We start from the raw sequence: 23,998 nt of genomic DNA on the forward strand, positions 1-23,998 counted from the left end.
TATGGCTTACGGCCTGCCGGCTTCAACCAGACGCACCGAGCGGCCTTCCAGATACGCCTTCGGAGCCAGCCCGGTTTCCTCGCGAAAACACTTGTAGAACGTCGACAGCGAGCGAAACCCTGCGGCGTGGGCCAGATCGTCGACTTTCGTTGCGCTTGCGCCGTTTTCCAGTTGACCCAGCAAGTGGCGCAAGCGCAGCTGGTTGATGTGCTGGTAGAAGCTGCAGCCCAGTACCTGATTGAGAAAGAAGGAGATCTGATTGCGCGTGTAGCCGGTGGCGGCGGCCACCTGTGCCATGTCCAGGTCGGGGTTCAGGTAAGGCTGTCGGGTCTGGAAATATTGCAGCAGGTCGCCGGCCAGGACGCTCAACTGGCGCGCAGACAACCCCAGGCGGCTGGAGGCCACACGCGAGGCAGATTGTGGCGCCGCGCCGTTGTGCTGCCCCACCAGCAGCGAATGCTCGTTGACCCGCACCACTCGCCCATCCCGCACGGTCAAGGCCTCGCACGCCTGGAACGACACCAGCCCCCGGGTGCCGCGCAACGTTACCTGGTACTGCAGGAAGGCCGTGTCGCCGTCCACGCGCAGGCGATCGACGTAGTGCTGGGTTTCATCGCCCTGCCCCGGCATGCTGGACAGCAGGTATTCACGCAACTCGTGGGGCGCGATGCGGCGGCCCTGGAAGAAATCGTTGTACTCGACCTGCGGATCGAGCAGCGTCAGCAGCGTGTCGATGTCCCGACGCTGCCAGGCCTGGTGATAACGCAGGATCAGCGCGTGGGTATCGGCGCTGGCCGGGTCCTGCCGAAACGGCTGCGGGTCCAGGGAAGTCCGGGGTTTCTGACATTCATCAGGCTTGCTCATCGTCCCGCCATCTCTCCTGTTTTCCGCGCGTGCCCGCACATAACCGTCTGGAGTTTTACGCCGCTGTGCTCGCGTTAACCTTGGGCCATCACCGTCCGACTTACCGCCGGAGCTTTCCATGAACGCGCCCAAGTTGCACGCTTCGCTGGCCAATGCCCAACCCAGACCTTACTGGATTGACAGCGTTTCACAACCCCCGCCCTGCCCCGCCATAACCGGCGCTGCGCACTTCGATCTGGTGGTGGTTGGCGGTGGGTTCACTGGCCTGTGGACTGCCCTGCTGGCTCGTCAGCGCTGGCCGGCGCGCAGTATCGCGGTGATCGAAGCGCGACGTTGCGGCTCCGAAGCCAGCGGGCGCAATGGTGGATTCTGTGCGCCAAGCATTTCCCACGGCGTCGGCAACGCCTTCAAGCGCTGGCCAGCGGAGGCCGAGCGGCTTATTCGTCTTGGCCGGCAGAACCTCGACGAGATGGCCGATGACATCCGTCGCCTGGGCATGCAGGTCGAGTTCGAACGGGAGGGCAAACTCAACCTGGCCAGCCAACCCTGGCAAATCGAAGGGTTGCGCTCAATGCAACGCAACTACGCAGGCCTGGGCATCGAATGTGAGTGGCTTGAAGCAGACGCCCTCAGCCAACGCCTCGACTCCCCCGTTTACCGGGCGGGTCTGTTCGAACCCAACTACGCGCAGCTCAACCCGGTCAGGATGGTGACAGAGCTTCGCCGCGTCTGCCTTGAGCAAGGGGTGCTGTTGTTCGAAAACAGCCCTGTGCTTGAATTGCGCCCCGAACACGACGGCCTGTTGATCCGCACCGCAGAGGCCCAGGCTCGCGCGGGTAAAGTGGCACTGGCGACCAACATCGCCCCGCCATTGCTGGGTCAACTGTCTTCGAGCGTGATCCCGGTTTACGACTACGCGCTGGTCACCGAGCCCTTGAGCGATGCGCAACTGCACGCGATTGGCTGGCGGGGGCGTTATGGTATCGCCGACGCCGGCAACCAGTTTCACTACCTGCGCAAGACGGCAGACAACCGGATTCTCTGGGGTGGCTTTGATGCGGTTTACCACTTCGGCGGCCGCCGGGATGAACACCTGACGCAGCGCCCCGAGAGTTTCAATCGCCTGGCGCTGCAATTTCGCCAGGCCTTCCCGGCCTTGCAGGGCGTCTCGTTCAGCCATGCCTGGGGCGGCATCATCGACACCTCGGCCCGTACCACGCTGTTCACCGGCTGCGAGCACCAGGACCGCGTCGCCTATGCCTTGGGCTTTACCGGCCAGGGCGTATCGGCGAGTCGTTTTGCGGCGCAGAACATGCTCGATTTGCTGTCCGGTGAGCGCACCGAACGCACCGAGCTGGCGATGACCTCCACGCCACCCTTTCGCTTTCCCCCGGAGCCGCTGCGCTACGTCGGCGTGAAGATGGCGCAGCGCTCACTGGCTCGCGAAGACCGCGACGGCCATCGCAACCTGCTGCTCAAGAGCTTCGACGCCTTGGGCATCGGTTTCGATTCTTGACCAATAACCCACTACGGCACCTGTGCTGCACCCACACCGCATCGACCGACCTGAAGCGGCCTGATTGTATGGGTTCGGATACAAAACTGTACTCACATGACATGTGAAATAAATGTCAAAAGATTGTTAACGACACATCTAGTTATCATTCTCATTTTCATTCAGAATCGCGCAAATCTTTCCTTCTTCAGGTGTTTTGATCGTGAATCCTCGTTTTCCCGCCAGTTTCCTCTTCGCCGGTGCCGTCAGCGTTTTGCCGTTGGCACAAGCCGCCGATGACCTGACGCTTCCCGCAACGGAGATCCAGGACGTTGCCGCTCAGGACGACGCGCAGAGTGTGGGATACGTAGGGAAACCAGCCACCAGCACCACCAAGATGGGGTTGAGCAACAAGGAAACGCCGCAGGCGATCACCACCATCACCCGCGCGCAGATGAACGATTACAAGACCAACAGCGTCAAGGACGCCCTGCGCTCGGCGCCCTCGGTGACCGTTGAGCAGAGCGAAAGCGACCGCACTGAATTCACTTCCCGCGGCTTTGAAATCAACAGCTTCGAGTTCGATGGCATGAACATGCCGTTCACCCAGACCATCCTCAACGGTGACCTGGACATGGCCGAATACGAGCAGATCGACATCCTGCACGGCGCCAACGGATTGATGAGCGGAACGGGCAACCCGTCGGCCACGGTCAACTTCGTGCGCAAGCGTCCGACCAGGGAGTTCCAGGCGCAGATCGACACCAGCGTCGGCTCGTGGGACAGCCGTCGCATCGATGTCGATGTCTCAGGTCCCCTGACCGAAACCGGCAACGTGCGCGGCCGCTTCATCTACGCCCATGACAAGGGCAACTCGTGGATGGACCGCTACAGCCACGAGAAAAACGTCGCGGCCGGCCTGCTGGCATTCGACCTGTCCGATGCCGATACCCTGACCGTAGGTTTCTCGCAGCACAACAGCGATTCCAACGGCAGCACCTGGGGCAACCTGCCGCTGGTGGACACCAGTAACAACCCAATCCATTACTCAAGCCGCAGCTCCAACGTCGGCCAGCCATGGAGCTACTGGAATATCCATACCCAGCGTGTGTTTGCCGAACTCAAGCATGATTTCGGCAACGGCTGGAATGCCACGCTGACCGGCACCGGCATCACCGAATACCAGAACTCCAGCATGCTCTACGTCGCCAGCGTCACCGATGACGATGCGCTGGCGTTCGCGGCGCAGACCTCCGGCCGCTCCCACCAGTTGATCGGCGAGGCGAAAGTCTCCGGCCCGTTCAGCCTCTTCGGGCGTGATCACGAGCTGACCTTCGGCGCCACCTACGGCCGCACGCACCAGAAAGCGCGCGAGTACGATGCCGCCGAGACGGGCTATTACCACACCTCGTTCGCCAGCATCCTGGCGGGCACAGAAACGCCGCCGCAATTCCTCTTTACCAGCGACATCAATACCCAGAACATCGTTGACCGGCAGAAGAGCCTGTTCGCCGGCGCCCGCTTCAGCCTCGCCGACGACCTGCACTGGATCGCCGGCGCACGCATGCTCAGCACCGACGGCAGCGGCGAAAGCTACGGCGTCGACCACGCCCAGCGCGAGCACGGCAAGGTCACGCCGTACACCGGCCTGGTGTATGACCTGAACCAGGACTGGACGCTCTACACCAGTTGGACGCAGATCTACAATCCGCAGTTCGGCACAGTCGGCGTGGACGGCAAGGTGCTCGACCCACTCGAAGGCAAGAGTCTGGAAGCGGGCGTCAAGGGCACCATGTTTGACCAGCGCCTGAACCTCACCGCAGCAGTGTTCAAGACCGAGCAGAGCAACGTGGCGTCGTCCGACTTCATTCAGGTCGGCTCGCAATTCCGCTACTTCACCGGCGACTACAAGAGCCACGGCATCGAGCTCGAAGCCTCGGGCGAAGCGCTGCCAGGCCTGGACCTGCTGGCGGGCTACACCTACGTGCACATCGAGAACGACGACGGTGACAAGACCCGCCGCTACGTCCCGACCCACAGCTTCCACGGCATGGCGACCTACCGCCTGCCCGGCATGCCGCAGGCCCGCGTCGGAACCCGCGTCAGTTGGCAGAGCGGTATCCAGAACGACAACATCAGCGTGATCCGCCAGAACGCCTATGCGCTGGTTGACCTGATGGCGAGCTACGACATCGACCGCAACTGGAGCACAGCGCTGAACCTCAATAACGTCACCGACCGCAAATACCTGACGTCGCTGTACAGCGGCACGGCGAGCAACTACGGCGCGCCGCGTAACGTCACGGCGTCGGTGACCTGGAAGTACTGATTCGGGCCTTTATCCACGAGCCTCCGTTCTGGGGGCTTGTAGTCTTTTTCGGTGGTCACCCGCTTTGAACGTTTGCTGAATCATTCCGAGCCGGGTTGTGCAACCCGGGCATCACGTTCGCCACTGGCGTCCAGGGCGCTGGCGACCAGGCCGCTGCGCAGGCATCGGTTGATGAAACCTTGAACGTAACCGGCGGCCGTCTTCCTGCCTTTTGGAACAGCCATGGCCTGGCGGATTTCGGTGAAGTTGTCGTTCAGCACCCTGACGCCTGATATTGTTCTGGCGAAGCGTTCCAGCGGCTGGCGAACACCGGCTGCGGCATCCAGGCCAAGGTCCAGAAAGGTGTGAACGGCGCTGGCCGAAGTCGGCGCTCGAACCAGCTCGGCATTGTTCAGCGTGCGGGACAGGAACAGATCGTATGCAGCGCCCTTCCCCACAGCGATTCGGCAACCCAACGCATCCAGAGCTGCGGCGCGGTGGAATGGGCTCTCGTTTTTTACCAGGTAGGTGCCGTCAATGCAGAGGTAGGGACTTGAAAAGGCGATTTTTTCAGCCCTGACTGGTTCAATGGCGAGGAATGCGAGATCCCAGGCCTGCTCTTCGAGCGTAGCGAAGACTTTGCCGGCGGCATCATACGCCGTCATGCACAGGTCAATGTCGAGCTCATGCGCGAGCGCTGTTGCCAACGCCACCGACACGCCCGAAAGCGCTCCAGTGCTTTCGTCACGCTGTGCCAGCACCGGATTACCGAGATTGATTGCAACCCGCAGCTCTCCATACGGAGCGATGTCCTTTCGTACGGCAGCAAGATCAAATTCCACAGCGAATCGCTCCTTTGCAATTTCAGGTCTTGAAAATCATGCACACCGGGCTGCCGGTCTCGATGACCTGACCACTGGAAGTGAGCGCACCCGAGTGCGGGTTAACGTTGAAGCTCAGTATGGTGTCGTCCTCTTCGTTGGCGACAAACAGACGCGTGCCGTCTGGGGTCAGGCTCATGAAACGCGGCTTGCGGCCTTGCGACGACGCATGACCCGTGACGGTCAGTGCTCCATCAGCCTTGATCGCGAGGCTCGTCACGCTGTCATGGCCGCGGTTCGACACGTAGAGGTATTTCCCGGACGGCGCCATCACTATCGCCGCGGCGCGACTGTCGCCGGTGAATTCCGATGGCAGCGTCGAAACGATCTCCCTGGCCGTGAGCGAACCGTGCTCTGAGTCATAAGCGTAGGCTGTGACGCTGCTGTCGAGTTCGTTCACCACATAGGCGTGTTTGCCCGTTGGTGTGAACACCACATGACGCGGGCCTGAACCTTCCCGAGCCTTGACCATACTGACCTGGCTGACACCGTACTGCCCGTTGGTCTGCTGCACGCGATAGACGAAGACGCTATCCAGACCTTTGTCGGGGATGACCAGGAATCGTCCGGACGGGTCGAACGGAATCATGTGTGGATGGGAGCTGCCTTGCTCCACTTTATGCGGACCTGGCTCTCCGGGCAGCGACTCAAGGTGGGCAAGCTCGCCGAGGCTGCCACCCTCCTGAATCGGCAAGACGGCGAAGCTGCCAGTTGCGTAGTTGGCGACGGCCAGGAACCTGCCCGCAGGATCGACGCTGAGATGAACGGGATTCCTGCCCCGGGTGCCTACCGTATTGAGACGGGTCAACTCACCGGTCTTCCCATCAATGGCGAATGAGCTTACCTCGCTGAGATCACCGTGGACGCAGTACAGATGGGACTGCGAGTGATCGAAGGTCAAGAACGACGGGTTCACCAGATCACTGAGCGTCTGAACCAATGTGCACGCACCCGTTTGCGGTGCATAACGGTACACAGTGATCCCTGCGCCACGGGCGTTTCGCTCCCGGGTCGTGCGTGATCCAACGTAAGCGAAGCGAGGAGTCTGCGAAGATATGTCATGGTTCATTTTGCATTCATCACCGGTTCAAGCAGCATGTGCCGCGGGGTCGATGGGCTCATGCCGGGCGCCCCCAGCATGAGCACAGGCTGAATCAGAGGACTTCAGGAATTAGCACCCAGCCTTCCATCAACCGCCGGGCGCTGCGGCTCATCACGGCCTTGTCCACCGCCCAGGCGCCATCTTCCAGCACAGTTTTTGCGCCTACGGCGACGCTGCCTGCGGTATGCCCCATCCGAACCTGACGCTCCCCGATATCGCCAACGATACGGTTCACCAGCGTCCCATCCAGCGCGGCCGCAACGGCAACCGCGACTGCTCCGGTTCCGGTAATTGCGTGGTGCAGCTTGCCCATCGACAATATGCGGGCGATGACGTCGATGTCGCCCGGCTCAACGAACTTGCCGCCCGCAGCCTGATAGGCCTGAGGCCTGGCCACAAAGCACAGCTTGGGCGTGTGAGGGCGCAGGCGCGTTGCCTCGTCGGCACTGGCGGCCAGACCCATGGCAACGGTGCAGTGTGCGCGGATCGTTTCGCAGCGGGCGAGCAGTTCAGAGTCGCCGTTGACTTGCTCCTGGGTTTCAGTGCCCTTGAGCCCTACCCTTTCTGCGTCAATGAAGATGGTAGGGTTGCCAGCGTTCAACAAGGTGACGGGCATATTGCCAACGCCCGGAATGTCCAGTTCGTCAATGGCGTTGCCGGTCGGCAGGATGCTGCCGTCCGAGCCGCCAGGTTTGAGAAACTCCAGCACGACTTCCGCAGCGGGGAACGCCACGCCGTCGAGCACGAAGTCACCTTCCTCCTGCACCTCGCCGTTGCGCATCGGTACGTGGGCAATGATGCGCTTCTGGATATTGGCCTGCCAGATCCGCACGACGGCGATGCCATCGCGAGGCGCATCTACCAGACATTCAGAGATGGCGTATGGGCCGACTGCCGAGCTCAGATTGCCACAGTTGCCCGACCAGTCGATCACTGGGGTCTCGATGGCCGGAGCCCCGAACAGGTAATCAACGTCGCAATCCTCACGGCTCGATTTGCCGATAACCACGACCTTGCTGGTACTGGAGGTCGCACCGCCCATTCCGTCGATCTGCTTGCCGTAGACATCCGGACTGCCGATCACCCGGAGCAGGATGGCATCACGCTCTTGGCCTGCAGGCGGCAGATCCTTGTCGAGAAAGAACACGCCCTTGCTGGAGCCGCCACGCATGTACACGGCTGGAATACGTCTTTGAGTCATTTGTTATCTCCTGTGACAAATCAGCGCCGCGTCACTGGGCGGATGCGTTCTTCATGCTTTCGATCAGCAACTGCGGCAACAGACCACCGCTGCGGAAGTAGCGAACATCCTCGAAGGTATCCAGACGACTCACGACAGTGACGCGCTCGGTTTCGCCGTTTTCGCGCTCGATGACCAGAGTGACCCTGGCGCCTGGCTGGAAGTCATCGGTGATGCCCTCCACGCTGAAGGTTTCGCGCCCATTCAGACCCAGGCTTTGACGCGAAACACCCTGCTCGAACTGCAGCGGGAGAATGCCGAGACCCGCCAGGTTGGTACGGTGGATACGCTCGAAGCTCTCAGCCACTACCACGCGCACACCCAGCAGGCGTGGACCTTTGGCTGCCCAGTCGCGGGAGGAACCGCTGCCGTACTCTTTGCCGGCGACAACGATCAGGGACTGTTTGCGATCCGCGTAGATTTCGGCAGCCTGGAAGATCGTGGTGACTTCTTTCTCCGGCATCAGCAGCGTCCAAGGGCCTTCGCGACCGTCTTCGAGGAGCTCGTTCTTCAGGCGCGGGCTGGCAAACGTGGCGCGCTGCGCTGCCTCGTGGTTGCCACGACGTGTGCCGTAGGAATTGAAGTCAGGCGCGGCGATGCCGTGGGATTGCAAATACTGCCCCGCATCACTTTCGGGGAGAATCGCACCCGATGGAGAAATGTGGTCGGTGGTGATGTTGTCCGACAGCATGGCGAGAACGCGCATGTTGCTCAGGTCTTTGCGCGTATCGGTGGCCGTTACCGCATCGCTCCAGTAAGGAGGTTTGCGGATATAGGTGCTGTTCGCTTGCCATGGGTACTGGTCGCTGACGCCAGCGCGCAGGTCGCTGGCAATCAGGCCGGCTTCGCGAGGGACGTCTTCATAGGCCTTGTCGAACAGGTCGGCGGTCAGGTTGTCCGCCTCGATTCGAGTCAGTTCTTCATCGCTTGGCCACAGCTCGTGCAGGTAGACAGGAACGCCGTTGTCGTCCAGACCCAGCGCATCTTTTTCCGGATCGATCCGGTAGGTACCGGCGATGGCGTAAGCCACGATCAGCGGCGGCGACATGATGAATACTTCGCGAGCCAACGGGTGAACACGGCCTTCGAAGTTACGATTACCGGACGTCGCCGCCACGGTTTCCAGCTTGCGGGTGCGGATCTCTTCTTCGATCTCAGGGCTGAGCAGCGGGCCGGACATGCCATTGCAGGTGGTGCAGCCGTATCCCACCAGATTGAAACCCAGCGCATCCAGATCATTGTTCAGACCAGAGCGTTCCAGATAGTCGGCCACGACTCTGGACCCCGGTGCGAACGAAGTCTTGACCCATGGCGCGCGCGTGAGGCCACGCCTGCGGGCATTACGCGCTACCAGGCCCGCAGCGATCACACCCCGTGGGTTGGAGGTGTTGGTGCAACTGGTGATAGCAGCCAGCACGACCGAACCATTGTCCAGGCCAGTTGGCAGCTCGGTTGCCGGGGCCCTCTGGCCCAACACGATACGTTGGTGAGGCTGTTTCGGCCCGGCGATTGAACGTGCAACAGTGCCCAGTTCCAGCGTCACGACGCGGTTGTATTCAGCCTCACCCAGGCTGTCATGCCACAAGCCCTGGGCGCGGGCATAGGCTTCAGTCAGGCCGGATATCTGGCCGCCACGCCCGGTCATGCGCAGGTAATGCAGGGTGCGATCGTCAATCGCGAACATCGCGGCAGTCGCGCCGAACTCAGGCGCCATGTTGGACAGGGTGCCACGGTCAGCCAGCGACAACTGCGCAACACCGGGCCCGAAGAACTCCAGAAACGCGCCGATCACACCTGCCTTGCGCAGCAGCTCGGTCAGCGCCAGTGCGATGTCGGTTGCCAGATAGCCCTGAGGCAACGTGCCTTCCAGGCGCACACCCACGATCTCGGGCAGGCGCAGCATCAGGGATTTACCCAGCATCGCAGCCTCCGCCTCGATACCTCCCACCCCCCAACCCAGCACCCCAATGGCGTTGATCATGGTGGTGTGGCTGTCGGTGCCGACCAGCGTATCGGGGAACGCCCACAACTTGCCATCACGCCGTTGAGTACCTACCACAGTGGTCAGGCGTTCCAGGTTGATCTGGTGAAGGATGCCTTTGCCCGAAGGAATGATCGACAGGTTGCTGAACGCCTTGTTGCACCAGTCGAGAAACTGGAAACGTTCAGCGTTGCGTTCGCGCTCGATGGCTTCGTTATCGGCCAGGGCACTGGCATCGCCCCAACGCTCCACGTTGAGCGAGTGATCCACTACCAGATGAGTCGGGGTGACCGGGTTGACCAGCCGTGGGTTGCCACCTTTCTCGGCAACTGCGTCACGCAGCCCCGCGAGATCGACCAGCGCTGGCGTACCGAGCAGGTCCTGCAGGACCACACGGGCCGGGCGGAAAGGAATGTCGAACGCGCTGGATCGGGCGCAGATGACTTTCAGCGCGGCTTCAGGGTCCGCCTCTCCACGCAAGACGTTCTCGGCGAGGATGCGCAAGCTGTAGGGCAGCTTTGCGTAATCACCGCCCAGGTCAGTCACGACCCCGCGGATGTCGCTGACACGGTACTCGATTCCGTTAGCGGAAACGGTTTGACCCTTTGACTCAGGCATTGGCTAATCCTCACAGGCTGTACAAGCAATTTTTTTGTGAGGCGGATATTGCACTTTGTAATGATATAGGTCAATGTTGATTCATCCGGCTCACTCAGCCACTGAGATCGGATGTACCTGAACGATGGGTCGCGACATGCAGCGCCAATGCATCCGACAGGTACTGGAACAACAATAAACATAAGAAAATTGAGGCCTTCCATGACCCAGCTCCCGCGCTCCAACTCCGTTCGTCCTCCCATTCGCACCGAGCCTGTCTCGTCCTGAATCACGCCGGCTGCCTTGCAGACCGTCTGGCTAAAAGGCGCCCTACATATTCACGAAAAAAGGGAGTTCGACCGTGCTGACAATCCTCGGCTTTTCGATGGTCATCTGTTTCATGTACCTGATCATGACCAAGCGCCTCTCGGCGCTGATTGCTCTGATCCTGATCCCCATCCTGTTCGCCCTGATTGGCGGGCACTACGCCGGCCTGGGCGCGATGATGCTCGACGGCGTGAAAACGCTGGCCCCAACTGGGGTCATGCTGACCTTCTCGATCCTGTACTTCGGGATCATGATTGACGCAGGGCTGTTCGACGGCCTGGTGCGCTTCATCTTGAAGCTGGTGAAGGGCGACCCTCTAAAGGTGTTGGTCGGTACCGCCGTGCTGACCATGCTGGTGTCCCTGGACGGCGACAGCTCCACCACCTACATGATCGCGTGCGCGGCGTTCCTGCCGCTTTACCAGCGTCTGGGCATGAGCGTTCTGGGCATGACATGCCTGGTCAACATCGCCAGCGGGATCATGAACATCTCGCCATGGGGTGGTCCCACCGCCCGTGCAGCTGCGGCGCTGCATGTCGATGCGATGGACATCTTCGTGCCGATGATTCCGGGGATGCTGATCGGCGCCGCCTGCCTGGTGTTCACCGCCGTGATCCTGGGACGCAAGGAGCGCGCTCGTCTGGGCATCATCCATCTCGATGATGTTCACAACGGCCCCATGGCGCTGGGCAACGGCTCTGCCGAGGTTTGCGACGGGAATCGCCGGCCACAGATGTTCTGGCCAAACCTGATTCTGACCCTGACCCTGATCACCTGCCTGATCCTGGGCGCCATGCCGATCCAGATACTGTTCATGGTCGGTTTCGCCCTGGCCATCATGCTCAACTACCCGAAGATCGAAGACCAGAAGGCGCGGATTGCAGCCCACGCGGCCAACGTCTTGGCGGTCACTGCCGTGATTTTCGCGGCCGGCATCTTCACCGGGATCCTGTCGGGCACCGGTATGGTGGACTCCATGGCCAAGAGCCTGCTGTACGTGATCCCGCCAGGCTTCGGGCCGTTCCTGGCGGTATTTACCGCGATCGTCAGCCTGCCTTTCACTTTCTTCATGTCCAACGATGCCTTCTACTTCGGGATCCTGCCGGTCATTGCACAAACCGCTGCGCAGTACGGCATTACGCCGCTGGAGATTGCACGTGCGTCAGTGGTGGGCCAGCCTGTTCATCTGTTGAGCCCTCTGGTGCCCTCGCTGTACCTGCTGGTTGCGCTGGCCAAGGTCGATCTGGGAGACCACCAGCGCTTCGCCCTCAAATGGGCCATTCTGGCGAGCTTTGGCTTGCTGCTCGGCGGTCTGCTGTTTGGCGCATTCCCGTTGTATCAGGTGCGCTGAGGCGCCGGCGGTGCGCGAGAAGAAAGCGGCAAAGACCGGAAATGGTCTCTGCCGCTGCATGGCATGACGCGCTAGAATGGCAGCCCTCTGGTTCAGCTCTTTCCGGTTCCCGATCCAATGCCTCTAAGCCCTCTGCAAGCACGCATTGCGCGTGACATCGTCTCTCACGTGCGTCGTGAACGCTTCGCCGTCGGCCATCACCTGGTAGAGTCACAACTGGCCGCGGCGCTCAATGTGTCGCGCACGCCGGTCAAGTTCGCCATGGGGCATCTGGTCGAGAAAGGCATGCTGACCTATGACCGCAACCGTGGCTTCTTCCTGGCTCGCGCCAGCGATGACCTGGGCGACCTGGTATCGGAAGTGATGGAGAAATCCGACGACCCGCTGTACCTCAAGTTCGCCGAACTGCGCCTGAGCAGGCAGCTCCCAGAGCTGTTTACCGAGATCGAGTTCATGCGCCAGTTCGGTGTTTCCAGGGCAGCCCTGCGCGCCGTGCTCTCGCGGATCCAGCAGGAAGGCTGGGTTGAGCAGCGTGCAGGTCAAGGCTGGCGACTGTTGCCCATGATCGATTCGGTCGAGGCCTACGAAGAAAGCTATTCCTTTCGCGCCACTATCGAGCCGTCGGGGATTCTGTCACCCAGCTTCCAGATCGACCGCGAAACCCTGGCAGCTTGCCGTCGGCAGCAAGAGTTCATCGCCAACGGCGGTTATCTGACCATGACGCCTCAGGAGCTTTTCGAGGCCAACTCTCAATTCCATGAGACATTGGCCGCTTGTTCCGGAAACCGTTTCCTGCAGCAGACCGTCCGCCGTCTTGACCAACTGCGACGCCTTGTCGAGTACCGCCAAGCCAGCTCACGTACCCCTCGTAAAGGACAAGCCGAAGAGCACCTCGCGATTCTTGATTGCCTGGAACGAGGCGACCGACTGGCCGCTGCAGACCAGATGCGACGCCATCTGGAACAGGCAAGACGCCACAAAGTCGACCCCGCTCTCTTCGAATAATCCCTGCCCCACTTCTTCTATAGCTGTCACGCGATCTGTCCAGGTCGCGTGCGCTTCCTCCTGGCCGCCGATCTACAACTGATGCCTCAAGTTAGTCGTCGGGTTTATCTGCGTTTCACAAAACACAGATTGACTTATATCGTTACAAAGTTCATTTTTGCATTCACCACAAGAAACGAGCCACCGCATGCGTGTCCGCCTGAACACCCCATGCCTGAAGCCCGGTTACGCACACACCACAATCACAATAATGGTGAATACATGTCATACCGTAGAGGCTGGATAGCCGTCTTCCTGTTCTCCCTGGCCATGATCAACTACATGGATCGCATCGCGCTTTCCATTGCGGCCAAACCCATCGCTGAAGAGTTTCACCTCACATCCGTGGGGATGGGCTACCTGTTCTCTTCCTTTATCTGGAGCTATGCGCTCTTTCTGATTCCGGTCGGCCTGCTGATCGACAAGTACGGGGTCAAACGCGTCGGCGGCCTGGGCATCTTTATCTGGTCCCTGGCGACCGCCCTCACCGGTGCTGCCTCAAGCTTCGCCAGCCTGCTGACCGCGCGCCTGGTCATGGGTGCGGGGGAATCGGTCAGCAACCCGGTGGGCGCCAAGGTCATACGTGAATGGATTCCCGGCACAGAGCGCGGCACCATCACGGCCATCTTCAACAGCGGCTCCTACGCAGGCCCTGCCATCTGCTCGGTGGTTCTGGCTGCACTGGTTGCCGCGTTTGGCTGGCGCATGTCCTTCGTGATCGCCGGCGCTATCGGCTTCGTCTGGCTGGTGGCCTGGTATTTTTTCTACTACAAGCCTGAGCAGGTTAAATGGCTCGCCCAGGGCGAGCGCGAACATATCGTCGCCACACGCGCTACCAGCACCGCCGGTAACGCCACTAATGCCGCTTATGGCCTCAAAAAGCTGCTGAAGACGCCAACCCTCTGGGGCCTGGCCATCGCTCAGGGCTGCAACGTCTACACCCAGTATCTTTTCCTGACCTGGCTGCCTAGCTACCTGCAGGAAGTGCGGCACCTGACCATCGCCAAGAGCGGCCTGTTCACGGCCATTCCCTATGCTGCCGCCGTGGTGTTGTGCATCGTGATCGGCAAGCTCAGTGACCAGTACCTGAAAAACGGCAGCGGCGCTGCGTCGGGCAAACGTCGCAACGTCATCGCGCTGACCATGCTGGTTGCAAGCTGCATCCTGCTGATCCCGTTCGCAGACGACATTGCCATGCTGGTGCTGATTTTTTCTCTGACCCTGGCAGGCATCGCCTCGACCACCTCACTCAACTTCTCGTTGCTCAACGACCTGCTGCCAAGCTCGGGGGACGTGGGTCGCGCCATGGCGTTCGTCGTGGTGGGCGGGAATGTCTTCGGCATGCTCGCGCCGATCGTGACGGGGTACGTCATCACGGCCACTGGAAGCTACAACTGGGCATTCGCCATCGCAGGCGCATTGTTGGTGACCGGAGCTGTCGTGATCCTGAGCATGACCAGGAAACCGATGATCCCCATCGCGCCGGCGGCTGAAAGCAGCATGGTCGCCCGCACGGCCTGAGTCCTTCGAGCTCTCGCTGCGGGCGTCTTCAAGAGCCCCGACGCCGGCAAGCCGGACTGCTACGGATATCTGCGGGGTGTAGGTCTGACCTCAACCCTTCAGGAGCACGCCTGCCTACGACGGCGTACATGAAATCGCCCCGCCGGCAAGTCGTGCTGCTACGGGACGGAGGTGGGCCCTGCTCACTCCCGGCGCCCAGGCGACCGCTCTATTCAGCACCTCTTATCATTTCTACTGATATTTACTATCGAACCGCTCGCCTGCGGACTCGCCGAAACCCGCTCCTATAATCGCCTGCCAATCCCCGCTCCCCTCGCCTGCCTTCAGGCGACATCTCTCCTTGGAACCCAGTCTTATGCCAAGCGCCCGTCACGCCCCGCACACGCCTCCCGAACACAACCAACAGAGCGTCAAACAGCAATGGCTGGCGATTCTCTCTGTCGCCGTGGGTGCCTTTGCCCTGGTCACCAGCGAGTTTCTGCCGGTCGGCGTACTCAATGATGTCGCCAGCGATCTGGGCATCAGCGCAGGCCACGCCGGCCTGATGGTGACCCTGCCCGGCATCATGGCCGCGCTGGCCGCACCGTTGCTCTCGGTGGGCATCGGCGCCATGGACCGTCGCTATCTGCTGATCGGCCTGACGCTGATCATGATCATCGCCAACGCGGTCGTGGCCTATGCCAGCGACTTCAACCTGTTGCTGTTCGGCCGCATTCTGCTGGGCATCAGCATCGGCGGCTTCTGGGCCACGGCCATCGCCCTCAGCGGCAGGTTGGCGCCCAAGGGTGTGGGTGTCGCCCAGGCCACCTCGATCATCATGATCGGCGTCACCCTGGCCACCGTGCTGGGCGTGCCCGTGGGCACCTGGCTCAGCGGCCTGATGGGCTGGCGCATGACGTTCCTGGTCACCGCGCTTGTGGGCGTGCCGGTGCTGCTGGCGCAGATTTTCCTGCTGCCGCGGCTGGATCCGGACAAGGCCATTCGCTTCAGCGACCTGCCTGCGCTATTCATCAACCCGCAGGCCCGGGTCGGGCTGATCGCGGTATTGCTCATCGGCCTGGCGCACTTTGCCGCGTACACCTACGTCGCTCCGTTCTTCAAGCACAGCTCAGGCTTCGATGGGCCGACGATTGGCTCGCTGCTTCTGCTGTACGGCGTGGCCGGGGTCGCGGGCAACATCTTCGCCGGTTTCGCCGCCAACCGCAGCGTGCGCCATACCCTGCTGCTGGTGGCGCTGATGATCGGCGTCAGCACCGCCCTGTTCCCCTACTTCGCCACCGGCATGACCGGCGCTGCCATGCTCATCGCACTCTGGGGCTTCGCCTTCGGCGCCTTCCCGGCCTGCGCCAGCATCTGGATGTTCGTCGTAGCGCCCAAGGATGTCGAACGCGGCATGCCGCTGTTCGTCGCCCTGTTCCAGGTCATCATCGCCCTGGGCTCCTTCTTCGGCGGACAGATCGTCGACCAATCCGGCACCTCGGTGCTGATGAGCCTGGCCACGGCGCTGGTGGGCTGTGGGTTCGTGACGGTGCTGGTGTTGGGGCGCAATGTGAGTAATAGCCTGGCGGCGCAGCCGGGTTGAGACGTTTGCCTGCCGTGCGGTTCACCCCTGAACCGCCACCGCAGGCCGCACACCCAGCTCATCGAGCAGCCACTTCTTGAACACCTCCGCCGCTTCATGCCTCGTCCGCCGTTTCGGGTAGACGAGGTAATGCCCGATGTATTGAATGTCGTGGGTCACGGCCCGCAGCGGCGCGACCAGGGTGCCGTTTTCCAGTTCGCTCTGGGCCAGCAGGGTCGATTCCAGCACCACGCCCATGCCGTTGGTGGCGGCCGAAATGGCCATGATGCTGCGGTCGAAGCGCAGGGCGTAGTGATGGGGCGACATGAGGTGGTTGGCCTCGAACCAGCCCTTCCATTGCAGCATCTGCACGTCGCACTGGATCAGCCGGTGCTCGTATAAATCCTGTGGCGTGCGAATGCTTTTCGCCAACTCCGGGCTGCACAGCGGGGTCAGGTGTTCCACGGCCAGGGGCACTTTTTCGTTGAGGGCTGAGCGCGGTTCGCCGTAGACGATGTCCAGGTCGAAGTCATCGTTTTCGAATTGCGCGTAGTCGGTGCTGGCTGAGAAGCGCAGGTCGATGGCCGGGTAGGCCTGAACGAATCGGTGCAGGCGCGGCATCAGCCATTGCATGCCGAAACTGGGTGCGGTGTGCAGGCGCAACGGCGGTGGTTCGTCGGTCTTGGCGAGGACGAAACCGCGCTGCATTTCTTCCAGCCCGCGCTGCACGTGCTCCATCAACAGGCGACCTTTGGGCGTGAGGTTGATCTCGCGGGTGGTGCGTTCGAACAACTGAATGTCGATGGATTCTTCCAGCTTGCGGATCGAGTGGCTGACCGCGCTTGAGGAAATCCCCAGCTCCTGCGCGGCCTGAATGAACGAGCCAGAGCGGCCCGCCGATTCGAACACCCGCAGTGATGAAAGCGGCACCCGGCGAAGCTGCTGGATTAGTGAATTCTGCTCAGTCATTGCTGTAAAAATGTCTTTTGTAAGGGCTTATTTTCCGATGGTAGCTTGATTACAGGTTGGATGCAGGGTGTTTGATGAATTCAGAACATCAGTTGCCGTGTATCTCTGACCACCGGTTGCCTCTTAATAAAAATAAGCAGGACTTACAGATGACGATGATTTCTCAAGGTGCCGAAGTGGCCATGGAGCCGCTCGCACGTGTGGCCCATCATGCCTGGCGCATTCGCCGTTTCGCCCTGCGCATGGGCGAGGTTCAGGGTCAGGGTTACGTCGGCCAGGCGCTGGGTTGGGCCGATGTGCTGGCCACCGCTTACTGCCATGCCATGAAGGTGCGCCCCAACGATCCTCTTTGGGAAGGCCGCGACCGCTTCCTGCTGTCCCACGGGCACTACGCAATCGCCCTCTACGCCGCGCTGATCGAGGCGCAAATCATTCCCGAAAGCGAACTGGAGACCTACGGCTCCGACGACAGTCGCCTGCCGATGTCCGGCATGGCGAGCTACACGCCGGGGATGGAAATCTCCGGTGGCTCGCTGGGTCAGGGCCTGCCGATTGGCGTGGGCATGGCGCTGGGCCTGCGCATGAAAGGCAACCCGGCGTGGGTGTTCAACTCCATGTCCGATGGCGAGCTGGACGAAGGCTCGACCTGGGAAGCAGCCATGTCCGCAGCGCACCACAAGCTGGGCAACCTGATCGCCCTGGTCGATCTCAATAAACAGCAGGCCGACGGCAACTCCCATGAGGTTCTTGATTTCGAACCGCTGGCCGACAAATGGCAGGCGTTCGGCTGGCATGTGCAGCGTGTCGATGGCAACGACCTGGCGGCGGTCATCGCTGCTTTCGATGAGGCCATGGCGCTCAAGGAAGCCAAGCCTCGCGTCATCCTGTTCGACACCCTGATGGGCAAAGGCGTGGACTTCCTGGAAGTGCGCGAGAAGAACCACTTCATTCGCGTCGAGCCAGATGAATGGCAGGCCGCGATCAAGGTTCTGGATGCCAGCTACCAGTCCCATCTGGAATCGGAGAAACGCTGAGATGGATACGCCAACCATGAACAAACCACGCCTGACTACCTCCGCGATGATCGCCTCCATCGCCAGCGAAGGGCAGCGCACCGAAACCGCCCCGTTCGGCCATGCGCTGGTCGCTGCCGCACAGAAGGATTCGCGCATTGTCGGCATGACCGCCGACCTGTCCAAGTACACCGACCTGCACATCTTTGGCCGCGAATTCCCCGAGCGCCACCTGCAGATGGGCATGGCCGAGCAACTGCTGATGGCCGCTGCGGGCGGCATGGCCAAAGAGGGCCTGATCCCCTTCGCCACCACCTACGCCGTGTTCGCCACCCGCCGCGCCTATGACTTCATCCACCAGGTGATCGCCGAAGAAAACCTCAACGTGAAGATCTGCGCCGCGCTGCCAGGCCTGACCACTGGTTACGGTCCCAGCCACCAGGCCACCGACGATCTGGCGCTGATGCGTGCCGTGCCGGGCCTGACCGTCATCGACCCGTGCGACGCACTGGACACCGCCCAGGCCGTGACCGCCATCGCCGAATACAACGGCCCGGTATACATGCGCCTGCTGCGCGGCAAGGTGCCGATGGTGCTGGACCAGTACGACTATACATTCGAACTGGGCAAGGCCAAGCTGCTGCGCGACGGCAAGGATGTGCTGATTATCTCTAGCGGCATCATGACCATGCGCGCCCTGGAAGTCGCCGAGCTGTTGGGCGATGGCAGCGCAGACGTCGCGGTGCTTCACGTGCCGACCATCAAGCCGCTGGACGAAGCCACCATCATCGAGCAGTGCCGCCGCAGTGGCCGGCTGGTGGTGGTTGCGGAAAACCACAGCACGGTCGGTGGCCTGAGCGAGGCCGTGGCCCTGACGCTGCTCAAGGCGCGGGTCAGCCCGGCATTCCAGCAAATCGCCCTGCCCGATGCCTACCTCGACGCCGGCGCCCTGCCGACCTTGCATGATCGCTATGGCATTTCCACTCAGGTCATGGCGGCGAACATCCGTCAGTGGCTGGCATGAGGAGCGCGAAGATGAACGTTGCATTTATCGGTCTTGGCGCCATCGGCCTGCCCATGGCGCGGCAGATTCTGCAGGCGGGCCACGGCGTGGTCGGCATCGAACTGAGTGAAGCCAACCGCGCCCTGGCGCAGGCCCAGGGCATCGAGTCCAGCGCTGACTGGCGCGCGGCCATCGATGCCGACGTGGTGGTGGTGATGGTCGCCACACCGGCGCAACTGGACGCACTGGTCAGCCAGTGCACCGAGCTCAACCCCGGTCAGCATTGGGTGGTGATGAGCACCGTCGGCCCGTCCTCGGTGCGTGAACAGGCGGTGCGCCTGCTGGAAAAAGGCGTGCAAGTGGTCGACGCCCCGGTCACCGGTGGTGTGGCGCGGGCAAGCACTGGCAGCCTGCTGATTTTCGCCTCGGGCCCCAAAGCCGCCGTCGAACGGGTCGAACCGGTGCTGCGCAGCATGGGCGAAGTGCGTGATGCAGGCGCCGACGTCGGCGACGGCCAGGCGATCAAAGTGGTGAACCAGCACCTCTGCTCGGTGCACCTGGTGGCGGCGGCCGAGGCGTTGAGCCTGGCGCGTTCGCTGGGCCTGGACCCGGCGCGGGTGCTGGATCTGGTGCAAAAAGGCGCCGGAGGTTCGTGGATGCTCTCCGATCGCGGGCCGCGCATGCTCGAAGGCACTGACACCCAGGTCACTAGCATGGTCGATATCTTCGTCAAGGACAGCGGCCTGGTGGCGTCTGCCGCGCAAGGCTGCAATGCGGCGGTGCCGTTGCTCGACATCGCTCACGCCCGCTTCAGTCAGGCGTCTGACGCAGGGCTGGGCAGGCGCGACGACAGCCGGGTCATCGAAACCTGGGAGTAAGCCCGATACAGTTGTAAAGGTCCGTTCCAACACTCAGGGCAGAATCCACACGCTGGACTGCCCGCTACAACAACAATAAAAGTTCGGAGTTTGCCATGAGCACATCCTCGACGGCGTCAGCACAAACAGAAAGCAAGGCGGGGAAAGTTTCCTTCGCCTCCATGGTCGGCTCGGCCGTGGAAAGCTACGACTTCTTCATCTATGGCACCGCTGCCGCAGGCTGGTTTGGCCAGGTGTTCTTCCATACCACAGAGCCCATCGTCGGCATCCTCGCGGCGTTCGCGACCATGGCCGTGGGCTTCTTCATGCGCCCCTTGGGTGGCTACCTGGCCGGGCATTTCGGCGACCGTCTGGGGCGCAAGACCGTGTTGCTCTGGTCGCTGCTGGCCATGGGCGGCGCGACCGTCCTGATCGGGGCGCTGCCTACCTACGCGCAAGCCGGGGTCATCGCACCGATATTGCTGATTCTGCTGCGCATGATTCAGGGCATCGGCTTTGGTGCCGAATGGGGCGGCGCGGTGCTGATGGCCTGCGAACACGCACCGGCCCATCGTCGCGGTTTCTTCGGCGCGGTGCCGCAGATCGGCATTCCCCTGGGTCTGCTGATGGCCAACGGCGCGTTCCTGCTGTCGGCAGCGCTGTTCGAAGGTGACTGGGTCTGGCGCGCGCCGTTCCTGGCCTCGGTGGTAATGGTGGCCGTGGGTATGTGGATTCGGATGAGCGTCAGTGAATCGCCGGAGTTCGAAAAAGCCAAGGCTGAAAACACCCTGGTCAAGCAGCCGGCGTTGCAGGTGATTCGTGAAGACTGGCGCAAGGTGCTGCAGATCGCCGGCCTGCGTCTGGCCGAAACCGGCGGCTACTACCTGGCGACCAGCTTCATGCTGTCCTACGTGGTGCTCTCGGGCATCGCCACCAAGCAGAACGTGCTGTGGGGCACCATGATCGGCTCGGCCATCGGCCTGGGCAGCCACCTGTTTTACGGCGCCCTGAGTGACCGCATCGGGCGCAAGCCGGTGTTCCTGATCGGCTCGCTGTTCACCATCGTGTTCGGCATCCCGATGTTCATGATGATCAACACCGGCATCGTGCCGCTGATCATCGTGGCGGTGGCCATGGCGCTGATCCTCAGCCACGACCCGATCTTCGCCGTGGAAGCCAGCTGGTTCACCGAACAGTTCCCGGCCAACGTGCGCTCTTCCGGGATTTCCCTGGGCTACAACTGCGCATCGCTGGTCGCAGGCACCCTGCCCTTCATTGCCACCGCGTTGTACTCGCAGGTCGGCTGGATGGGCCCGGCGATCCTGTTCAGCCTCTTGGGCGTGGTCTCGACGCTGTGCGCCGTGAAAATGCGCGAAACCGCGCCGGCGGTGGCCAAGGACATGCCGGTGGTAGAGCGTGCGGCTCCCGTAGGGAAGCAGGCGTTGCAGTAGGCAAGCGAAGAAATGCGAGCGAGGCCTGAATCCGGTGGTTCAGGCCTCTTTTTTTTGCCTGGCCGTGACTGGAAACAAAACGCCACCCCACCCTACAATGCTCCGCATCCTCGCCTTGCAGAGAACCCGCAATGCCCGCCTCTCTGATCCGCCCGACCCCTGCACCGCTTTTGGCCCCCGGTGAAACCGTGGTGCTGTTCGACGGTGTCTGCAAGCTGTGCAATGGCTGGGCGAAATTTCTGATCCGGCATGACCGGCATCATCGCGTCCGCCTGGCCAGCGTGCAGTCGGCCGAAGGACAAGCGTTGCTGACGTGGGCAGGGTTGCCAGTGGATGCGTTCGACACCATGGCGGTGATTCGCGGCCGGCATTACTGGGTGCGCTCGGAGGCGTTCTTCGAGGTGGTGGCGCAATTGCCTGCTGCATGGCGGATACTTGGGCTGCTGCGTGTAGTCCCGCGAGCACTTCGAGACTGGGCGTACGATCGCATTGCCCTGAACCGCTATCGGCTGTTCGGCAAACACGACGTCTGCCTGTTGCCGACAGCGGACCATCAGCGGCGCTTTCTCAAGGCTGGATCGTGAATGCCCTGCGCCAGGTTCACTGGCTGGCTCGCGGCAGTCTCGCCTTCATGTTTGCCTACCACGGGCTGGTGCCCAAGCTCATCGCCCTGAGCCCCGGCGAGCAGTTACTGTTGCGGGCTCATGGCCTGGAAGGTGCCGCGTGGTTATCGCAAGCAGCTGGCGCGGCCGAATTGGTTTGGGCTGCAGTGCTGCTGTTCTTGCCCAGGCTCTACTGGCCCTTACCGTTGACCGCACTCATCCTGCTCGGCCTGCTGGTGGACGTGGCGGCGATGCAGCCATCGATGCTGATCGACGCGTTCAACCCGGTCACGCTGAATGTGGCAGGCATGGCGTTGTGTGCCATCGCCTGGATTACGCGGGAATCGGTGGGCGGTGACGTGACATCCGCGCGCCAGTGATACCCTTCACCGTCATTTCCCAAGGCCGTCATATGGATATATCGCCTCGTTTGATCATCCACGAATCCGCGCATTGGCGGGTCAACCATCGCATCAACAGTGCGTTGCCGGGCTATCTGATGCGCGGAAATTTGCGTCTGGCCCCGGTCCCGTAGCAGCACGGCTTGCTGGCGGGGGCGGTTTCAAGACCGCTCTCGCGGGCAAGCCCGGCTGCTACATCGTTACTCGGTGCTTCAGGAATTTGCAGTCGACCCCGATCCCGTAGCAGTCCGGCTTGCCGGCGTGGCTGCCTCAGGATCGCCAACCTAACCTGGAGAATGCAGCGCAGATGACAAGCACCATCGCTGAACGCGAAGAGTTAGCCAGATAACCCAAGGGAAACCATGTTCACATCGCTCATATTGAATGGCCAGATCACCACATCCAGTCACCCCGAACTGGCGGTCCCCTGGTGGAGTTTCACCAAGACAGTCCTGGCCGCCACCGCGCTGACGCTGGTGCGGGACGGGCTGATTGGACTGGACGATCTGCTGCCCGACCAGCCTTTCACACTGCGTCAGTTACTGAGGCATGAAGCGGGCCTGGCGGACTACGGCGAACTGGGCGACTATCACGCCGCTGTCGCCAACGGTGAGCCGGCCTGGTCGGCCAGTGAGATGATGGAGCGCCTGGACGGCAGCCGGCTTCGCTATAGCCCCGGCACCGGTTGGCGCTATTCCAATGTCGGCTACATGCTCGTCGGACGGCTGATTGAGCGGCTGACGGGGCTGACACTTGATGATGCCGTCGCTCAACGGGCGCTGATGCCGCTGGGGATATCGAATGTCCGCTTCGCAAAAACGCCCGCGGATTTGCAACCGGCGCATATGGGATTCTCCACCAACTACGACCCGGGCTGGGTGTTTCATGGCCTGCTGATCGGGCCTGTTTCGCAAGCTGCCCTATTGCTGGATCGACTCTTCACCCATGACCTTCTCCCCGGCGCCCTGCTCCAGCAGATGCAGACGCCCCGAACCTTGGGCGGCCCGATTCCTGGGCGGCCGTGGGTCGCACCGGGTTATGGCCTGGGCCTGATGCACGGGCCGATTGCCAGCGGAATGATATTGTCCGGCCACACAGGCGGCGGGCCTGGGAGCGTCATCGCCGTCAACCGTGCCAGCGAAGGCGGTGCGTCGGCCTGTTGCGCCGTGTTCGAGGTAGGTGGCAGCGAGGGAACAGTGGAATACCGGGTTGCGCAACTGTTGAGTGAAACCCTCCAGCAGGCTCGCTACCCGTAGGAGCGCGCTTGCCCGCGACGGCGTTTCGTCAGCCGGCGAACCCGTTTGCAGACACACCGCGGTCGCGGGCAAGCGCGCTCCTACAACCTATGCCACCCGTCTTTGAAGGCGAACTTCGTTGAATTAATCCGCGACATCCCTCTCTCACCTACATATCGAGCAACCTGTGCAGGC

At 61.8% G+C, this 23,998-nt stretch carries 19 protein-coding genes; 13 read left to right on the forward strand and 6 right to left on the reverse strand.

What is annotated here, in order from left to right:
* Positions 1 to 6: 6 nt before the first annotated feature.
* On the reverse strand, positions 7 to 864 hold the full coding sequence (locus ACIPOO_RS14965; RefSeq protein ID WP_400608203.1) for a helix-turn-helix domain-containing protein: 858 nt from the start codon (positions 862 to 864) through the stop codon (positions 7 to 9).
* A gap of 118 nt (positions 865 to 982) precedes the next feature.
* On the opposite strand from ACIPOO_RS14965, the gene ACIPOO_RS14970 reads away from it, so the two are divergent.
* On the forward strand, positions 983 to 2,380 hold the full coding sequence (locus ACIPOO_RS14970) for an NAD(P)/FAD-dependent oxidoreductase (RefSeq protein ID WP_400608205.1): 1,398 nt from the start codon (positions 983 to 985) through the stop codon (positions 2,378 to 2,380).
* A gap of 202 nt (positions 2,381 to 2,582) precedes the next feature.
* Entirely contained in the window at positions 2,583 to 4,688 is a 2,106-nt protein-coding gene (locus ACIPOO_RS14975) for a TonB-dependent siderophore receptor (protein WP_400608207.1), read from the forward strand.
* Between the two features lie 80 nt (positions 4,689 to 4,768).
* Here ACIPOO_RS14975 and ACIPOO_RS14980 read toward each other — a convergent pair whose 3' ends face one another.
* The 4 genes from ACIPOO_RS14980 to ACIPOO_RS14995 form a co-directional block, all read right to left on the reverse strand.
* Positions 4,769 to 5,509, reverse strand: a complete 741-nt coding sequence (locus ACIPOO_RS14980) for a transporter substrate-binding domain-containing protein (RefSeq protein ID WP_400608209.1) — start codon at positions 5,507 to 5,509, stop codon at positions 4,769 to 4,771.
* Between the two features lie 22 nt (positions 5,510 to 5,531).
* Positions 5,532 to 6,617 (reverse strand): lactonase family protein, encoded by a 1,086-nt coding sequence (locus tag ACIPOO_RS14985; protein ID WP_400608211.1) that lies wholly within the window; start codon positions 6,615 to 6,617, stop codon positions 5,532 to 5,534.
* 85 nt (positions 6,618 to 6,702) lie between these two features.
* Complete coding sequence (prpF, locus tag ACIPOO_RS14990; protein WP_400608213.1) at positions 6,703 to 7,851, reverse strand: 2-methylaconitate cis-trans isomerase PrpF; 1,149 nt, start codon at positions 7,849 to 7,851, stop codon at positions 6,703 to 6,705.
* A 31-nt stretch (positions 7,852 to 7,882) separates the two neighbouring features.
* Positions 7,883 to 10,489, reverse strand: coding sequence for an aconitate hydratase (locus ACIPOO_RS14995; protein ID WP_400608215.1), 2,607 nt, complete (start codon positions 10,487 to 10,489; stop codon positions 7,883 to 7,885).
* 313 nt (positions 10,490 to 10,802) lie between these two features.
* Here ACIPOO_RS14995 and ACIPOO_RS15000 point away from each other — a divergent pair, with 313 nt between their 5' ends.
* From ACIPOO_RS15000 to ACIPOO_RS15015, 4 genes are all read left to right on the forward strand, one after another.
* Entirely contained in the window at positions 10,803 to 12,146 is a 1,344-nt protein-coding gene (locus ACIPOO_RS15000) for a CitMHS family transporter (protein WP_400608577.1), read from the forward strand.
* A gap of 117 nt (positions 12,147 to 12,263) precedes the next feature.
* Positions 12,264 to 13,151, forward strand: coding sequence for a GntR family transcriptional regulator (locus tag ACIPOO_RS15005; RefSeq protein ID WP_400608217.1), 888 nt, complete (start codon positions 12,264 to 12,266; stop codon positions 13,149 to 13,151).
* 261 nt (positions 13,152 to 13,412) lie between these two features.
* Positions 13,413 to 14,711 (forward strand): MFS transporter, encoded by a 1,299-nt coding sequence (locus ACIPOO_RS15010; RefSeq protein ID WP_400608219.1) that lies wholly within the window; start codon positions 13,413 to 13,415, stop codon positions 14,709 to 14,711.
* Positions 14,712 to 15,066: 355 nt separating this feature from the next.
* Positions 15,067 to 16,293: an MFS transporter gene (locus ACIPOO_RS15015; RefSeq protein ID WP_400608221.1), complete on the forward strand. Its 1,227-nt coding sequence runs from the start codon at positions 15,067 to 15,069 to the stop codon at positions 16,291 to 16,293.
* 21 nt (positions 16,294 to 16,314) lie between these two features.
* Here the strand turns inward: ACIPOO_RS15015 and ACIPOO_RS15020 are convergent, their stop codons facing one another.
* On the reverse strand, positions 16,315 to 17,241 hold the full coding sequence (locus tag ACIPOO_RS15020; protein ID WP_400608223.1) for a LysR substrate-binding domain-containing protein: 927 nt from the start codon (positions 17,239 to 17,241) through the stop codon (positions 16,315 to 16,317).
* A gap of 155 nt (positions 17,242 to 17,396) precedes the next feature.
* Between ACIPOO_RS15020 and ACIPOO_RS15025 the strand changes: the two genes are divergently transcribed.
* The 7 genes from ACIPOO_RS15025 (at position 17,397) to ACIPOO_RS15055 (ending at position 23,824) form a co-directional block, all read left to right on the forward strand.
* Positions 17,397 to 18,275: a transketolase gene (locus ACIPOO_RS15025; RefSeq protein ID WP_400608578.1), complete on the forward strand. Its 879-nt coding sequence runs from the start codon at positions 17,397 to 17,399 to the stop codon at positions 18,273 to 18,275.
* 1 nt (position 18,276) lies between these two features.
* Positions 18,277 to 19,278, forward strand: a complete 1,002-nt coding sequence (locus ACIPOO_RS15030) for a transketolase family protein (RefSeq protein WP_400608225.1) — start codon at positions 18,277 to 18,279, stop codon at positions 19,276 to 19,278.
* 11 nt (positions 19,279 to 19,289) lie between these two features.
* Positions 19,290 to 20,135 (forward strand): NAD(P)-dependent oxidoreductase, encoded by an 846-nt coding sequence (locus tag ACIPOO_RS15035; protein WP_400608227.1) that lies wholly within the window; start codon positions 19,290 to 19,292, stop codon positions 20,133 to 20,135.
* Between the two features lie 95 nt (positions 20,136 to 20,230).
* On the forward strand, positions 20,231 to 21,565 hold the full coding sequence (locus ACIPOO_RS15040) for an MFS transporter (RefSeq protein WP_400608229.1): 1,335 nt from the start codon (positions 20,231 to 20,233) through the stop codon (positions 21,563 to 21,565).
* A gap of 131 nt (positions 21,566 to 21,696) precedes the next feature.
* Complete coding sequence (locus ACIPOO_RS15045) at positions 21,697 to 22,149, forward strand: thiol-disulfide oxidoreductase DCC family protein (RefSeq protein WP_274130523.1); 453 nt, start codon at positions 21,697 to 21,699, stop codon at positions 22,147 to 22,149.
* Positions 22,146 to 22,547: a DoxX-like family protein gene (locus ACIPOO_RS15050; protein WP_400608231.1), complete on the forward strand. Its 402-nt coding sequence runs from the start codon at positions 22,146 to 22,148 to the stop codon at positions 22,545 to 22,547. The genes ACIPOO_RS15045 and ACIPOO_RS15050 overlap by 4 nt, the downstream gene beginning before the upstream one ends.
* Positions 22,548 to 22,930: 383 nt before the next feature.
* Complete coding sequence (locus ACIPOO_RS15055) at positions 22,931 to 23,824, forward strand: serine hydrolase domain-containing protein (RefSeq protein WP_400608233.1); 894 nt, start codon at positions 22,931 to 22,933, stop codon at positions 23,822 to 23,824.
* Positions 23,825 to 23,998: the final 174 nt, after the last annotated feature.

The organism is Pseudomonas sp. NPDC090201, assembly GCF_044746825.1.
Classification (GTDB): domain Bacteria; phylum Pseudomonadota; class Gammaproteobacteria; order Pseudomonadales; family Pseudomonadaceae; genus Aquipseudomonas; species Aquipseudomonas putida_AD.

Coding starts and splice junctions, on each gene's coding strand:
- ACIPOO_RS14965 (WP_400608203.1), bottom strand. CDS start 864: ATGAGCAAGCCTGATGAATGTCAGAAACCCCGGACTTCCCTGGACCCG.
- ACIPOO_RS14970 (WP_400608205.1), top strand. CDS start 983: ATGAACGCGCCCAAGTTGCACGCTTCGCTGGCCAATGCCCAACCCAGA.
- ACIPOO_RS14985 (WP_400608211.1), bottom strand. CDS start 6,617: ATGAACCATGACATATCTTCGCAGACTCCTCGCTTCGCTTACGTTGGA.
- prpF (WP_400608213.1), bottom strand. CDS start 7,851: ATGACTCAAAGACGTATTCCAGCCGTGTACATGCGTGGCGGCTCCAGC.
- ACIPOO_RS14995 (WP_400608215.1), bottom strand. CDS start 10,489: ATGCCTGAGTCAAAGGGTCAAACCGTTTCCGCTAACGGAATCGAGTAC.
- ACIPOO_RS15005 (WP_400608217.1), top strand. CDS start 12,264: ATGCCTCTAAGCCCTCTGCAAGCACGCATTGCGCGTGACATCGTCTCT.
- ACIPOO_RS15010 (WP_400608219.1), top strand. CDS start 13,413: ATGTCATACCGTAGAGGCTGGATAGCCGTCTTCCTGTTCTCCCTGGCC.
- ACIPOO_RS15015 (WP_400608221.1), top strand. CDS start 15,067: ATGCCAAGCGCCCGTCACGCCCCGCACACGCCTCCCGAACACAACCAA.
- ACIPOO_RS15020 (WP_400608223.1), bottom strand. CDS start 17,241: ATGACTGAGCAGAATTCACTAATCCAGCAGCTTCGCCGGGTGCCGCTT.
- ACIPOO_RS15025 (WP_400608578.1), top strand. CDS start 17,397: ATGATTTCTCAAGGTGCCGAAGTGGCCATGGAGCCGCTCGCACGTGTG.
- ACIPOO_RS15030 (WP_400608225.1), top strand. CDS start 18,277: ATGGATACGCCAACCATGAACAAACCACGCCTGACTACCTCCGCGATG.
- ACIPOO_RS15035 (WP_400608227.1), top strand. CDS start 19,290: ATGAACGTTGCATTTATCGGTCTTGGCGCCATCGGCCTGCCCATGGCG.
- ACIPOO_RS15040 (WP_400608229.1), top strand. CDS start 20,231: ATGAGCACATCCTCGACGGCGTCAGCACAAACAGAAAGCAAGGCGGGG.
- ACIPOO_RS15045 (WP_274130523.1), top strand. CDS start 21,697: ATGCCCGCCTCTCTGATCCGCCCGACCCCTGCACCGCTTTTGGCCCCC.
- ACIPOO_RS15055 (WP_400608233.1), top strand. CDS start 22,931: ATGTTCACATCGCTCATATTGAATGGCCAGATCACCACATCCAGTCAC.